Here is a 13,612-nt window from a genome sequence, read left to right on the forward strand (position 1 = left end):
CACTCTCTCGGGGCAGGACCGTGCCTGCCCCGGACTGATTCCAATCTATGCAGGTGGAAGCTCGCTATCATGCTTATTGATCAGAAAATACCTCTGGGGCAGTACATCGCGTCGTTCGTCGAATGGCTGACTCAGAACGGCGCAGATTATTTCGATGCCATCGCTCAAGGCCTGGAGTTCATGATTCACGGGGTGACCAGCGCCCTGACCTGGTTCAACCCACTGGTGCTGATCGCACTGTTTGCCGCGCTGGCGCACTTGATCCAGCGCAAATGGTCGCTAACGGCCTTTGTCGCACTGTCGTTTCTGCTGATTCTCAACCTGGGCTACTGGCAGGAAACCATGGAGACCCTCGCCCAGGTCACCTTCGCCACGGTGGTATGCGTTGCCATCGGCGTGCCGGTGGGCATTCTTGCCGCGCACAAACCGATGTTCTACACCGGCCTGCGCCCGGTACTCGACCTGATGCAGACGGTACCCACCTTCGTCTACCTGATCCCAACCCTGACCCTGTTCGGCCTGGGCGTAGTGCCGGGGCTGATCTCTACCGTGGTGTTTGCGATTGCCGCGCCGATTCGCCTGACCTACCTGGGCATCTGCGACGTACCGCAAGAGCTGCTCGATGCCGGCAAGGCCTTTGGCTGCTCGCGCCGGCAACTGCTGACGCGCATCGAACTGCCGCACGCCATGCCGAGCATTGCCGCTGGCGTCACCCAATGCATCATGCTGTCGCTGTCGATGGTGGTGATCGCCGCCCTGGTCGGCGCTGACGGCCTGGGCAAACCTGTGGTCAACGCACTGAACACCGCTGATATCTCCCTGGGCTTCGAAGCAGGCCTGGCGATCGTGCTGCTGGCAATCATGCTCGACCGTATCTGCAAGCAACCTGAAGCTACGGCAAGGAGTGAGGCATGAGCATCATTCGATTCGAAGACGTCGACGTCATCTTCACCAACAAGCCGCGCGAGGCGTTGTCGCTGCTCGACCAGGGCCAGACCCGCGAGCAGATCCTCAAGCAGACCGGCCTGGTGGTCGGCGTCGAAAAGGCCAACCTGGACATCCAGAAAGGCGAAATCTGCGTGCTGATGGGCTTGTCCGGTTCGGGCAAGTCGAGCCTGCTGCGCTGCATCAACGGCCTTAACACGGTCAGCCGCGGCAAGCTGTTTGTCGAGCACGAAGGCAAGCACATCGACATCGCCCACTGCACCCCGGCCGAACTGAAGATGATGCGCACCAAGCGCATCGCCATGGTGTTCCAGAAGTTCGCCCTGATGCCGTGGCTGACGGTGCGGGAAAACATCAGCTTTGGCCTGGAGATGCAAGGTCGCCCCGAGAAGGACCGGCGCAAGCTGGTGGACGAGAAGCTCGAGCTGGTCGGCCTGACCCAGTGGCGCAACAAAAAGCCTGATGAGCTCTCCGGCGGTATGCAACAGCGTGTCGGCCTGGCCCGCGCCCTGGCCATGGATGCCGACATTCTGCTGATGGACGAACCGTTCTCGGCCCTCGACCCGCTGATCCGCCAGGGCCTGCAGGACGAGCTGCTGGCGCTGCAGAGCAAGCTGAACAAGACCATCGTGTTCGTCAGCCACGACCTCGACGAAGCGCTCAAGCTGGGCAGCCGCATCGCGATCATGAAAGACGGCCGGATCATCCAGTACAGCAAGCCCGAAGAAATCGTGCTGAACCCAGCCGATGAATACGTGCGCACCTTCGTTGCCCACACCAACCCACTCAACGTGCTGTGCGGACGCAGCCTGATGCGCACCCTGGACAAGTGCAAGCGCGTCAATGGCTCAGTGTGTCTGGACCCGAGTGGCGACTCCTGGCTCGACCTGGGCGAAGGCAACTCGTTGACCCGCGCACGCCAGGGCCAGAACGGCATGGACATGCAGAACTGGGCGCCGGGGCAGGATGTGGCGTTGCTCGACCGTCGCCCGACCGTGGTGCACGCCGATATCGGCATGCGCGAAGCGCTGCAGATTCGCTATCAGACCGGCAACAAGCTGGTGTTGCAGGATAACGACAAGGTGGTCGGGATTCTTGGCGATACCGAGCTGTATCACGCGTTGCTCGGCAAAAATCACGGTTGACTGCTATTGGGGCTGCTTCGCAGCCCTTCGCGGGTAAACCCTTCCCACAGGTTTTGCAGCGCCGCCGTGCCCCTGTGGGAGCGGGTTTACCCGCGAAGGGCCGCAAAGCGGCCCCAATACAATGGCTCAGCGAACGACGATACCGCGCGCGGCCATGTAAGCCTTGGCCTCGGGCACGGTGTATTCGCCAAAGTGGAAGATACTCGCTGCCAGCACCGCGCTGGCATGCCCTTCCAGAATGCCGTCCGCCAGGTGCTGCAGGTTGCCCACACCACCTGAGGCAATCACCGGAATCCCCAGCGCATCGCTGATAGCCCGGGTCACGCCCAGATCAAAGCCGTTTTTCATGCCGTCCTGATCCATGCTGGTCAGCAGAATCTCACCGGCACCCAGGCCTTCCATCTTCTTCGCCCACTCGACTGCATCGAGCCCGGTCGGCTTGCGCCCGCCGTGGGTGAAAATCTCCCAGCGCGGGGTTTCGCCCGGGCCAGAGACCTTCTTCGCGTCAATGGCGACCACGATGCACTGCGAGCCAAAACGCTGCGCAGCCTCGCCGACGAACTCGGGGTTGAACACCGCCGCGGTATTGATCGAGACCTTGTCGGCACCAGCATTGAGCAGGTTGCGAATATCCTGCACGGTGCGCACGCCACCGCCCACGGTCAGCGGGATGAACACCTGGCTGGCCATGCGCTCGACGGTATGCAAGGTCGTGTCACGGCCATCGACACTGGCGGTGATGTCGAGAAAGGTGATCTCGTCGGCGCCCTGCTCGTCGTAACGACGGGCGATTTCCACCGGGTCACCGGCATCGCGGATGTTCTCGAACTTGACGCCCTTAACCACCCGGCCGTTGTCCACGTCCAGGCAAGGGATGATGCGCTTGGCCAGTGCCATGGGTTGCTCCTCAGCCTTGGTAGGTGTCGCAGAAGGCCTGGGCCTCGGCGACGTCCAGGGTACCTTCGTAGATCGCCCGGCCAGTGATGGCACCGACGATCCCCGGCGCCTTGGCGTCGAGCAGGGCACGAATGTCACCCAGGTTGTGGATGCCGCCCGAGGCGATCACCGGGATGCGCGTGGCTTCGGCCAGGGCTTTGGTGAAGGGCACGTTGCAGCCCTGCATCATGCCGTCCTTGGCGATGTCGGTGTAGACGATTGCCGACACGCCATCAGCCTCGAAACGCTTGGCCAGGTCGATCACCTGCACCGAGCTGACCTCAGCCCAGCCGTCGGTGGCGACGAAACCGTCCTTGGCGTCCAGGCCAACGATGACCTTGCCCGGAAACGCCTTGCACGCCTCGGCGACGAACTCAGGCTGCTTGACCGCCTTGGTGCCGATGATCACGTAGCTGACGCCAGCCTTGATGTAGTGCTCGATGGTTTCCAGCGAACGGATACCGCCGCCGATCTGGATCGGCAGTTGTGGGTAGCGTTTGGCGATGGCAGTAACCACTTCGCCGTTGACCGGCTGGCCTTCGAAGGCGCCGTTGAGGTCAACCAGGTGCAGGCGGCGGCAGCCACCCTCGACCCATTTGGCGGCCATGCTCACCGGGTCATCGGAGAACACTGTGGAGTCTTCCATGCGGCCCTGACGCAGGCGCACGCAAGCACCGTCCTTGAGATCGATAGCGGGAATAATCAGCATCTTGGCAACCTGTCTAATCGTTGGGGTTCAGGGCTTCTCGAGCGCCCACAGGTCGCTTTCGATGCTCTCGAACCGCTCCTTGAGGTGCAGCTGAACATCGGCAATCGCCCTGTTGTAGTAATACGGAGCCACTTCTCGGGAAAACAGGTCGAGGACCTCGGCCACCTCGAACGACCCCAGTTCAAGCTCGAAGCGGTCTTCAAGAAAGCGCTTGAGCTTGTCCAGGGCCTCGCGCTCCTGTTCGGGGGCGAGGGTCAGGATCGGTGGTTTGGTCCGCGACTTGCTCATTTACCAGCGGCCATCCCAGGCGGCGAAGTTCTGCAGCAACTGCAGGCCATGGGTATGGCTCTTCTCCGGGTGGAACTGCACGGCAAAGCGCGAGCCTTCGGCCAGCGCAGCAGCGAAGTCGACGCCGTAGTGGCCGCGACCGACTACCTGGCCAGGCTTGCCGGCATTGATGTAGTAGCTGTGCACGAAGTAGAAGCGGGCACGGTCTGGGATGTCATGCCAGAGCGGGTGCTCGATGGCATGGCTGACTTCGTTCCAGCCCATGTGCGGCACCTTGAGGTGCTCGCCCTGCTCTTGCAGGTCCTTGCCGAAGAAGCGCACCTGGCCGGGGAACAAGCCGATGCAATCGACGCCGTCGTTTTCTTCGCTGTGCTCGAGCAGCGCTTGCATGCCGACACAGATGCCGAGAAACGGCCGGTCCTGGCTGACTTCACGGACCAGGCTGTCAAAGCCCAGCCGGCGAATCTCGGCCATGCAGTCGCGAATCGCGCCTACCCCAGGGAACACCACGCGATCGGCCTCGCGGATCACCGCAGCGTCGCTGGTGACCAGCACCTTGCCGGCGCCTACATGCTCAAGCGCCTTGGCCACCGAGTGCAGGTTGCCCATGCCATAGTCGATTACGGCTACGGTCTGCATTTACAGGCATCCCTTGGTCGACGGCATTTGCCCGGCCATGCGCTCGTCCTGCTCGACCGCCATGCGCAGGGCACGGCCGAAGGCTTTGAACACGGTCTCGATCTGGTGGTGGGTGTTGTGCCCGCGCAGGTTGTCGATGTGCAGAGTGACCAGCGCATGGTTGACGAAGCCTTGGAAGAACTCCTGGAACAGGTCGACATCGAAGCCCCCGACCGAAGCCCGGGTGTAAGGCACGTGCATCGACAGGCCTGGGCGGCCGGAGAAGTCGATGACCACACGCGACAAGGCTTCATCGAGCGGCACATAGGCGTGACCGTAACGATAGATGCCTTTTTTGTCGCCAACGGCCTTGGCAAACGCCTGGCCGAGGGTGATGCCGACGTCTTCGACGGTGTGGTGATCATCGATATGCAGGTCGCCCTTGCATTCGATATCCAGATCGATCAGCCCGTGCCGGGCGATCTGGTCGAGCATGTGTTCAAGGAAGGGCACGCCGATATCGAATCGGGCCTTGCCACTGCCATCGAGGTTGATCGAGGCCTTCACCTGGGTTTCCAGGGTATTGCGCTCGACGGAAGCCTTACGTTCGACCATCACCAGCTCCGCAAAATCATTGGGCGAAAAGGTCGACATTATAGGCCTAGAACGCGCCAGCTTGAAACGCGGATGACATATGGCAACTCGCCGGGGCAAATGCAAACGCGGGTAAACCCACTGGCACCAGGGCTATAAGCACCCTGCGACAGCGAATTTACCCGCGTTTGGCCCGGTTTGGCTGGCATGCAAGCCAGCCAGCGCGGTTGTCAGTGGAACAGTACGGCAGTCTTTTGCAGGGTAATCCAGATACCCCACGCCAGCGGAATCACCACCACGGCCCAGGCCAGCAGCACCAGCGGCAGGCTGCCCGGCGCGGCGTGCCATTCCAGCGAGCGAGCATTGTCGACGCCTTTGTCGTGGCTCAGCGCGCGCTCGGCCGCAAGCTCGGCATCGGTCATGAAGTACTTGTCGGCCACCGGACGCACCAGGGCGTTGCAGATAAAGCCCAGCACCAGCAGGCCGGCGAGGATGTACAAGGTCATGTCGTAGGCCGCCGCACGGGCAACCCCGGCCGCCAGTTGCGACTCGCGCAGATAGGTGATCAGCACCGGGCCGAGCACGCCAGCAGCAGCCCAGGCGGTCAGCAGGCGACCATGGATCGCACCGACCATCTGCGTACCGAACAGGTCAGCCAGGTAAGCCGGTACCGTCGCGAAACCACCACCGTACATCGACAGGATGATGCAGAACGCCGCCACGAACAGCGCCACGTTGCCCAGATGGCCCATGTTCGGCACCAGGCTGTAGAGGCCGACGCCGAGGGCGAAGAAGGCAAAGTAGGTGTTCTTGCGGCCAATGTAGTCGGAGAACGAAGCCCAGAAGAACCGCCCACCAATGTTGAACAGGCTGAGCAGACCGGTGAAGCCGGCGGCGATTGCCGCGATCTGCGCCAGTTGCGCGCTGTTCAGCTCGCTGAAGCTCAGCTCGTTGCCGATCAGCTTGCCGGCGAACACTTCCTGCAGCAGTGGCGAGGCCATGCCGAGGATGCCGATACCGGCCGAAACGTTCAGGCACAGCACCAGCCAGACCAGCGCGAACTGTGGGGTTTTCCAGGCAACGCTGACATGCACGTGACGGTCGGTGACCATCGCGTTGGCTTTTTTCGCCGGCGGCGTCCAGCCCTCAGGCTTCCAGCCGGTTGGCGGTACGCGGTAAGTCAGAGCGCCAGCCGTCATGAACACGAAGTAGATCGCCGCCATGACCACAAAGCTCTGCCACACGCCGACTTCAACCGAGCTGCCGAAATGGCCCATCAGCGCAGTGGCCAGGGGAGCGCCGACCATCGCGCCGCCGCCAAAGCCCATGATCGCCATGCCGGTAGCCATGCCGCGCTTGTCCGGGAACCACTTGATCAGGGTCGACACTGGCGAGATATAGCCCAGGCCCAGGCCGATACCACCGATCACCCCCGAGCCGAGCCACATCAGCCACAGCTGGTGGGTCTTGATGCCGATCGCCGAGATCAGCAGGCCACCGCACCAGCACAGCGCCGAAACCAGGCCAGCCTTGCGTGGGCCGGCGTGTTCCAGCCAGCCGCCGAGCACGGCAGCCGAGCAGCCGAGGAAGACGAAGAACAGCGTGTAGATCCAGCTCAGCATCGAGATCGGCCAGTCACACTCGGCGCTGAACATCCGCGCGATGAAGCCCATGTCCGCCGAACAGGCAACCGGTGCGGTGATGCCGATGGCTTGCGACAACGGCAGCCAGAACACCGAGAAACCGTACGCCATGCCGATGCACAGGTGGATTGCCAGCGCTGCTGGGGGCACCAGCCAACGGTTGAAGCCCGGCCGGGCGATGATGCGCTCCTTGGACAGGAAGCCCGGCGCGCGCGCCGCTTCTCCCGCAGTACTGCTGCTCATGGTGTTTCCTCTTGTAAGTAGACGTTGCCTTCGGCTCTTCGGCCTGGTTGGCTGCACGCACGCTGCGATCGGACATTCACGGCATCCGCGACAATCGGTCGCGTAATGCGGCGAAAGCGGCGCAAGGTTAACCAGCTGAAACGCTCAATGGAAGCAATCTGACATCGTTATTTTTTGCCACCTGCGCAAGCCGGCTGAACTGTAGAGTAGCTGGCGGTCAGAAACTGATAAGCCTGAGTAGAACCAGGCTGCGCAACCCGGCGAAACCGATACTTAGGCAGGAAATAACCTATATCTACTGGCGGGTACTCAGGCTAACCAGCCACGGCGCTATACTCTGGCGCTTGAATTTTCATTTCGGACTACAAGGACTCGCCCATGAAAGCGTTCGGCAAAATCCTGGGGCTGGGGCTTCTCGGGTTGCTGCTGATCATCGTGGCACTGGGCTTTGCCCTGACCCACCTCTTCGATCCCAACGACTATAAAGACGAGATTCGCCAGCTGGCACGGGACAAGGCTCATGTCGAGCTGACCCTCAACGGTGACATTGGCTGGAGCCTGTTCCCGTGGCTGGGCCTGGAGCTGCATGAAGCCAGCATCGCCACCCTGAACAAACCCACCGAACCGTTTGCCGACCTGCAGATGCTCGGCCTGTCGGTGCGCGTGCTGCCATTGCTGCGCCGTGAAGTGCAGATGAGCGACGTACGCGTCGAGGGCCTCAACCTGAGCCTGGTGCGTGACGAAAACGGCCACGGCAACTGGCAGGACATTGGCAAACCACTGCCGACCCAGGCCAGCACCACGCCTGGCCAACCTGCGCCGGCGCCGAGCGAACCAACAGGCAGCGAAGAAAGCGCCAGCGAGCGCTCGGTCAAGCTGGATATCGACAGCCTGACCGTGAACAACGCCCGCGTGCAGTACACCGATGCCAAGACTGGCCAGAGCCTGACCGCCGAGAGCATCCAGCTGAGCACCGGCGCGGTCCACGAAGGAGCGAACATCCCGCTCAAGGCCAGCGCCTTCATCAGCGCCGCGCAGCCGAACATCAAGGTGCGCAGCGAACTGGCCGGCGAACTGCGCTTTGATCGCAAGCTCAAGCGCTACAACCTCGAAGACATGCGCCTGTCCGGCGAAGCCTCGGGCGAGCCGTTTGCCGGCAAGAGCATGACCTTTGCTGCTCAGGGCCAATTGCTGGTCGACATGGCTGCCAATGTCGCGTCCTGGAATGGCCTGAAGGTTTCCGCCAACCAGTTGCGTGCACTGGGTGAGCTGAACGTGCGCGAGCTGGACAAGACACCGCTGGTCGGCGGCGGTATCTCCATCGCCCAGTTCGACCTGCGCACCTTCCTCGACAGCATTGGCCAGCCATTGCCAGCCACTGCCGACCCGGCCGCCTTCAGCAAACTGGAACTGGTCAGCCGGCTCAGCGCCAGCCCGACCAGCCTGGCTCTGGAAGGCCTGGCAGTGAAACTGGATGACAGCAGCTTCAGTGGCCGCGTAGCGGTTGAAGACTTCGCCAAGCAAGCCCTGCGCATTCAGCTCAAAGGCGACAAGTTCGACGCCGATCGCTACTTCCCGGCCAAAAGCGAGCAGGCCAAGGGCGCCAAGGCGGCGCGTCAGGCCGAGGTCCAGCAGCAGGAAGCAACCGCCGTTGCCGGTGCCGGCAGCTCGCCGCTGCCAAGCGCACCGACCCAGGTTGCCTGGAGCACCGACAAACTACTGCCGGTCGACCGTCTGCGTGCCCTCGACCTGCAAGCCGACCTGAGCTTTGGCGCACTGACCCTGGACAAACTGCCGATCAACGATGCCCAACTCAAGGCCAGCGGCCAGGGCGGTTTGATTGCTCTGCAAAGCCTGCGCGGCGAGTTGTATAACGGCACCTTCGAAGCCACCGGCAGCGTCGATGTACGCCCGGCCGTGCCGCAGATCGGCATCAACACCAAGATCAACCGGGTCCCGGTCGAGCACTTCATCAAGTCCGACAACCCGGAACAGGCGCCGCCAGTCAAAGGCCTGCTGACCCTGAGCAGCGACCTGACCGCCAGCGGCAACAGCCAGAAAGCGCTGATCGACACCCTCAACGGCAACGCCAACTTCACCATCAACGATGGTGTGCTGGTCAATGCCAACCTTGAGCAGCAGCTGTGCCAGGCCATCGCCACCCTCAACCGCAAACAGTTGAGCGGCGACCCGCGTGGCAAGGACACTCCATTCCAAGAGCTGCGCGGCAGCCTGGTAGTGCGTAACGGCGTGGCCAGCAACCCTGACCTGAAAGCGCGCATTCCCGGCCTGACCGTCAACGGCCAGGGCGACCTGGACCTGCGCGTGCTCGGTATGGACTACCGCGTTGGCGTGGTGGTCGAAGGTGACCAACGCGCCATGCCGGACCCTGCCTGCCAGGTCAACGAGCGTTTTGTCGGCGTCGAGCTGCCACTGCGCTGCCGTGGCCCGCTGGAACTGGGTGCCAAAGCCTGCCGCCTGGATCAGGACGGCCTGGGCAAGGTCGCCGCCAAGCTGGCCGGCAACCGCCTCAAGGACAAGATCGACGAGAAACTCGATGAGAAGCTGGGCGACAAGGTCAGCCCGGAACTCAAAGACGCGCTCAAGGGGCTGTTCAAACGATGAGCCCCGAGCAATTCTCCGGCGCCGTGCTGGCATGGTATGACCAGCACGGCCGCCACGACCTGCCCTGGCAGCAAGACATCAACCCATACCGGGTGTGGGTCTCGGAAATCATGCTGCAGCAGACCCAGGTCAGCACCGTGCTGAACTACTTCGACCGCTTCATGCAGGCCCTGCCCACCGTGCAGGCCCTGGCCGAAGCGCCGGAAGACGAAGTGCTGCACCTGTGGACCGGGCTTGGTTACTACACCCGCGCCCGCAACCTGCAGAAGGCCGCGCAGATCGTCGTCAGCCAACACGGTGGCGAGTTCCCGCGCAGTGTCGAGCAGCTCACCGAGCTGCCCGGCATTGGCCGCTCCACAGCCGGCGCGATCGCCAGCATCAGCATGGGTATCCGCGCGCCGATCCTCGACGGCAACGTCAAGCGCGTGCTGGCCCGTTTCACCGCCCAGGGCGGTTATCCGGGCGAACCCAAGGTTGCCAACGCCTTGTGGGCGACAGCCGAGCGCTACACCCCACAAGCCCGGGCCAACCACTACACCCAGGCGATGATGGACCTTGGCGCAACCCTGTGTACCCGCAGCAAGCCCAAATGCCTGATCTGCCCGCTGCAGCGCGGCTGCGAAGCGCACCTGCTCGGCCAGGAAACCCACTACCCCGAGCCCAAGCCACGCAAGGCGCTGCCACAGCGGCGCACGCTGATGCCGATGCTGGCCAACCGCGAGGGCGCCATCCTGCTCTACCGGCGCCCGTCTAGCGGCCTGTGGGGCGGTTTGTGGAGCCTGCCTGAGCTGGATGACCTCGAGCAGCTCGATGACCTTGCCTATCAGCACGGCCTGCGCCTGAACGGCACACAGGCGCTGGACGGCCTTACCCATACCTTCAGCCATTTCCAGTTGGCCATCGAGCCCTGGCTGGTGCGCGTCGACCCCCTGGGTACGCACGTGGCCGAGCCTGACTGGCTCTGGTATAACCTCGCCACCCCGCCGCGCCTGGGCCTCGCCGCCCCGGTCAAGAAGCTGCTGAAACGCGCGGCCGACGAATTGATTGCAGGAGAGCCGCAATGACCCGCACCGTGAACTGCCGCAAATACCACCAGGAACTGCCCGGCCTCGAGCGCCCACCGTACCCGGGTGCCAAGGGCCAGGACATCTTCGACAACATCTCCCAGCAAGCCTGGGGTGATTGGCTCAAGCACCAGACCCTGCTGATCAACGAGAAGCGCCTGAACATGATGAACGCCGAGGACCGCAAATTCCTCCAGGTGGAGATGGACAAGTACTTCTCCGGCGAGGACTACGCCAAGGCCGAAGGCTACGTTCCGCCTAGCGAATGACCCCGTAAAAGCGTAAGCGACGGAATTAATTTAAAAAATTTTCAAAAAGTCGTTGACGCAAACCTGAAAAAGTCTTTTAATGCGCCCCGTTGCCCAGATAGCTCAGTCGGTAGAGCAGAGGATTGAAAATCCTCGTGTCGGCGGTTCGACTCCGTCTCTGGGCACCAAAACACTAAAACCCTGAATCGAAAGATTCAGGGTTTTTTTATGCCTGGGATTTAATCAACAGGCCGCAGAGCATGTGTGGCCCCGTGCTATCATCCGCGCCGAATCTGCCCTCCCTGAGCAGATAGCCCCCAAGGACGATGGTTGAGCATGGACTGCCTCCCAAGACACGCAATGTCTCAGCCCGTTTTTCACACTCGAAAATCGGAAGCGCTATGACATCCCCAAGCGAACTCATGAACAAGGTCAACCGCAAGACGCTGCACATGGTGCTGCTGACCATGGCGACCGGCGGCCTGTACCTGCTGCTGTGGCTGTACAAGACCAATCAGCACCTGCGTGAAGCCACCGGCCAAGAGGCGTGCAGTGAGACCTACATTATCTGGATGTTTGTCTGCACGGGCCTGAGCGGCCTGTTCATCAACGATGAGCAACTGGCCTTGGAAATTGCAGCCGGCTTGCTGAGCATTGCTGCCCTTGTGCTGCAAATCGTCTGGGCATTCAATGCCCGACGCATACTGCTGGCCTTCGCCCACGCCAACAACCAGATCCACTTCCGCATGAACGGCTTCAACACCTTCGTGCTCAACCTGTACTACATCAACTACTGCATCAACGAGTTGGGCGAGACTGACCAACGCCAGCAGCCCGTATACAGCCAGGCCATGCAGCCTTGACCAGCCAGTAACAGCGTATCCGCTGCGCCCGTCTGCCTGGCAGCCGTGGCGCAACGCACGCGTCGTTGACCAGTATCAACAAGCCATCAGCGCAATATCCTTAGCATGATCGGTGGACACTCGAACCGACCCGCAAGGATTTCCATGAGCGACGAATCCACCCCGCTTCTCTCCTCCGCCCCTGCTGCCGACACCAGCGCCACCCTCAGCGCAAGCGCCACACCGGCCCCGCGCAGCCGTCGCCCACGCCAGCGCAAGCCGGCCGCCAAGGTCAGCGCCGAACCGGCGATTCTCAGCATCAGCCAGCAGCCCGCCGCGCTGCAGGTGGCCAGCGCACGCAAAGGCAGCAACGAGGACAGCACCTCGGCGCGCCTGCCCGCCAGCTACCCGTACCGCACCCGGCTGCGGCGCAACGAATACGAAAAGGCCAAGACCGAGCTGCAGATCGAGCTGCTCAAGGTGCAGAGCTGGGCCAAGGACACCGGCCAGCGCATTGTGGTGCTGTTCGAGGGCCGTGACGCGGCCGGCAAGGGTGGCACCATCAAACGCTTCATGGAGCATCTGAACCCGCGTGGCGCGCGCATCGTGGCGCTGGAGAAGCCTTCCGAGCAGGAACAGGGCCAGTGGTATTTCCAGCGTTACATCCAGCACCTGCCGACCGCCGGGGAAATGGTCTTCTTCGACCGCTCCTGGTACAACCGCGCCGGGGTCGAGCGGGTCATGGACTTCTGCACCCCGATGCAATACCTGGAGTTCATGCGCCAGGCGCCAGACCTTGAGCGGATGCTCACCAACAGCGGCATCCTGCTGTTCAAGTACTGGTTCTCGGTCAACCGCGAAGAGCAGCTACGCCGTTTCGTCTCGCGCCGGGACGACCCGCTCAAGCACTGGAAGCTGTCGCCGATCGATATCAAGTCGCTGGACAAGTGGGACGACTACACCGGCGCCAAAGAGGCGATGTTCTTCCATACCGACACCGGCGATGCGCCGTGGACGGTGATCAAGTCGGATGACAAGAAGCGCGCGCGGATCAACTGCATCCGCCACTTCCTGCATTCGCTGGAGTACCCCGGCAAGGACCTGCGCGTGGCCCATGCGCCCGACCCGCTGCTGGTCGGCCGGGCATCGCGTGGCTTTGAAGAAGATGAGGCGCCGGCGGCCTGATCGCGACGCGTGCCTCTTGGGTTTGTCGGGCAAGTGCGATTCAATACGCGCACTTTTGCCCCTCCAAGGATTTCAGGCCCCATGGCTTCCAACACCAAGCAGCAAAAACGCGCCAAGCGCGCCGCCAGCAAAGCCAAGCAAAACCGTATGGTGCGCAGCGGCCAGGCAGTCAAGGCGAGCGCCGGTGACAGCGCCAGCGTCGAGCAGATCTTCAACAAGGCGCTGGAGTCGGACAGCTACAGCGAGCTGTTCAGCAAGATGAAAGCCGCTCAGGAAACCGGCCTGGTGGCAATGATCGCGGTGTTCCTGGTCGACCCACTGCTGACCCTGGTGCTCAAAGGCCACAAGGAAGAGCACGCCACCGACTACATCGTGCTGGTGTTCACCGCCTACCGCACCTGGCTGGACGGCGCCGACGAAGAAACCACCATGGCCTGGCTGGAGAGCGACGAGTTCCAGGAAGCCTACGTAGCGGCCTCCGAAGTGGTGGCCAAGCAGCAGCTGCAACAGAAGCAGTTCGGCTAACT

The 13,612-nt window shown here is 62.3% G+C and carries 14 protein-coding genes and 1 tRNA gene; 9 read left to right on the forward strand and 6 right to left on the reverse strand.

Features of this window, described 5'->3' with window-relative positions:
* Positions 1-66 precede the first annotated feature (66 nt).
* Complete coding sequence (gene choW, locus CXQ80_RS22240) at positions 67-915, forward strand: choline ABC transporter permease subunit (RefSeq protein WP_178080849.1); 849 nt, start codon at positions 67-69, stop codon at positions 913-915.
* The gene (choV, locus tag CXQ80_RS22245) at positions 912-2,090 is read left to right on the forward strand and encodes a choline ABC transporter ATP-binding protein (protein ID WP_101322497.1); all 1,179 of its coding nucleotides are present in this window, start codon (positions 912-914) and stop codon (positions 2,088-2,090) included. The genes choW and choV overlap by 4 nt, the downstream gene beginning before the upstream one ends.
* Positions 2,091-2,216: 126 nt before the next feature.
* Here choV and hisF read toward each other — a convergent pair whose 3' ends face one another.
* From hisF to CXQ80_RS22275, 6 genes are all read right to left on the reverse strand, one after another.
* Entirely contained in the window at positions 2,217-2,987 is a 771-nt protein-coding gene (gene hisF, locus CXQ80_RS22250) for an imidazole glycerol phosphate synthase subunit HisF (protein ID WP_101322498.1), read from the reverse strand.
* A gap of 10 nt (positions 2,988-2,997) precedes the next feature.
* Positions 2,998-3,735 (reverse strand): 1-(5-phosphoribosyl)-5-[(5-phosphoribosylamino)methylideneamino]imidazole-4-carboxamide isomerase, encoded by a 738-nt coding sequence (hisA, locus tag CXQ80_RS22255; protein ID WP_101322499.1) that lies wholly within the window; start codon positions 3,733-3,735, stop codon positions 2,998-3,000.
* Positions 3,736-3,762: 27 nt separating this feature from the next.
* A complete protein-coding gene (locus CXQ80_RS22260; RefSeq protein ID WP_101322500.1) occupies positions 3,763-4,023 on the reverse strand; it encodes a DUF2164 domain-containing protein in 261 nt (86 codons plus the stop codon).
* Complete coding sequence (gene hisH, locus CXQ80_RS22265) at positions 4,024-4,662, reverse strand: imidazole glycerol phosphate synthase subunit HisH (RefSeq protein ID WP_101322501.1); 639 nt, start codon at positions 4,660-4,662, stop codon at positions 4,024-4,026. It abuts the gene before it with no gap.
* Complete coding sequence (gene hisB, locus CXQ80_RS22270; RefSeq protein WP_101323128.1) at positions 4,663-5,256, reverse strand: imidazoleglycerol-phosphate dehydratase HisB; 594 nt, start codon at positions 5,254-5,256, stop codon at positions 4,663-4,665.
* Positions 5,257-5,465: 209 nt separating this feature from the next.
* A complete protein-coding gene (locus CXQ80_RS22275) occupies positions 5,466-7,121 on the reverse strand; it encodes an OFA family MFS transporter (protein ID WP_101322502.1) in 1,656 nt (551 codons plus the stop codon).
* A gap of 378 nt (positions 7,122-7,499) precedes the next feature.
* Between CXQ80_RS22275 and CXQ80_RS22280 the strand changes: the two genes are divergently transcribed.
* The 7 genes from CXQ80_RS22280 (at position 7,500) to CXQ80_RS22310 (ending at position 13,610) form a co-directional block, all read left to right on the forward strand.
* Positions 7,500-9,746 (forward strand): AsmA family protein, encoded by a 2,247-nt coding sequence (locus CXQ80_RS22280; RefSeq protein WP_101322503.1) that lies wholly within the window; start codon positions 7,500-7,502, stop codon positions 9,744-9,746.
* A complete protein-coding gene (gene mutY, locus CXQ80_RS22285; RefSeq protein WP_101322504.1) occupies positions 9,743-10,810 on the forward strand; it encodes an A/G-specific adenine glycosylase in 1,068 nt (355 codons plus the stop codon). Before CXQ80_RS22280 ends, mutY begins: the two co-directional genes overlap by 4 nt.
* Positions 10,807-11,079, forward strand: coding sequence for an oxidative damage protection protein (locus CXQ80_RS22290; protein ID WP_101322505.1), 273 nt, complete (start codon positions 10,807-10,809; stop codon positions 11,077-11,079). Before mutY ends, CXQ80_RS22290 begins: the two co-directional genes overlap by 4 nt.
* Positions 11,080-11,170: 91 nt before the next feature.
* Positions 11,171-11,246: transfer RNA gene (locus tag CXQ80_RS22295), tRNA-Phe, on the forward strand.
* Between the two features lie 213 nt (positions 11,247-11,459).
* On the forward strand, positions 11,460-11,921 hold the full coding sequence (locus CXQ80_RS22300; protein ID WP_157831768.1) for a DUF4234 domain-containing protein: 462 nt from the start codon (positions 11,460-11,462) through the stop codon (positions 11,919-11,921).
* Between the two features lie 144 nt (positions 11,922-12,065).
* Positions 12,066-13,085: a polyphosphate kinase 2 gene (gene ppk2 / locus CXQ80_RS22305; RefSeq protein ID WP_101322507.1), complete on the forward strand. Its 1,020-nt coding sequence runs from the start codon at positions 12,066-12,068 to the stop codon at positions 13,083-13,085.
* Between the two features lie 81 nt (positions 13,086-13,166).
* Positions 13,167-13,610 (forward strand): hypothetical protein, encoded by a 444-nt coding sequence (locus CXQ80_RS22310; RefSeq protein WP_101322508.1) that lies wholly within the window; start codon positions 13,167-13,169, stop codon positions 13,608-13,610.
* Positions 13,611-13,612 lie beyond the last annotated feature (2 nt).

It is taken from the genome of Pseudomonas sp. 02C 26 (assembly GCF_002843585.1).
Taxonomy (GTDB): domain Bacteria; phylum Pseudomonadota; class Gammaproteobacteria; order Pseudomonadales; family Pseudomonadaceae; genus Aquipseudomonas; species Aquipseudomonas shirazensis.

Bases quoted from the DNA above. Each gene is read 5' to 3' on its own strand.
- CXQ80_RS22275 (WP_101322502.1), bottom strand. From the start codon at position 7,121: ATGAGCAGCAGTACTGCGGGAGAAGCGGCGCGCGCGCCGGGCTTCCTG.
- CXQ80_RS22310 (WP_101322508.1), top strand. From the start codon at position 13,167: ATGGCTTCCAACACCAAGCAGCAAAAACGCGCCAAGCGCGCCGCCAGC.
- CXQ80_RS22280 (WP_101322503.1), top strand. From the start codon at position 7,500: ATGAAAGCGTTCGGCAAAATCCTGGGGCTGGGGCTTCTCGGGTTGCTG.
- mutY (WP_101322504.1), top strand. From the start codon at position 9,743: ATGAGCCCCGAGCAATTCTCCGGCGCCGTGCTGGCATGGTATGACCAG.
- hisA (WP_101322499.1), bottom strand. From the start codon at position 3,735: ATGCTGATTATTCCCGCTATCGATCTCAAGGACGGTGCTTGCGTGCGC.
- choV (WP_101322497.1), top strand. From the start codon at position 912: ATGAGCATCATTCGATTCGAAGACGTCGACGTCATCTTCACCAACAAG.
- CXQ80_RS22260 (WP_101322500.1), bottom strand. From the start codon at position 4,023: ATGAGCAAGTCGCGGACCAAACCACCGATCCTGACCCTCGCCCCCGAA.
- CXQ80_RS22290 (WP_101322505.1), top strand. From the start codon at position 10,807: ATGACCCGCACCGTGAACTGCCGCAAATACCACCAGGAACTGCCCGGC.
- ppk2 (WP_101322507.1), top strand. From the start codon at position 12,066: ATGAGCGACGAATCCACCCCGCTTCTCTCCTCCGCCCCTGCTGCCGAC.
- hisB (WP_101323128.1), bottom strand. From the start codon at position 5,256: ATGGTCGAACGTAAGGCTTCCGTCGAGCGCAATACCCTGGAAACCCAG.
- hisH (WP_101322501.1), bottom strand. From the start codon at position 4,662: ATGCAGACCGTAGCCGTAATCGACTATGGCATGGGCAACCTGCACTCG.
- hisF (WP_101322498.1), bottom strand. From the start codon at position 2,987: ATGGCACTGGCCAAGCGCATCATCCCTTGCCTGGACGTGGACAACGGC.
- CXQ80_RS22300 (WP_157831768.1), top strand. From the start codon at position 11,460: ATGACATCCCCAAGCGAACTCATGAACAAGGTCAACCGCAAGACGCTG.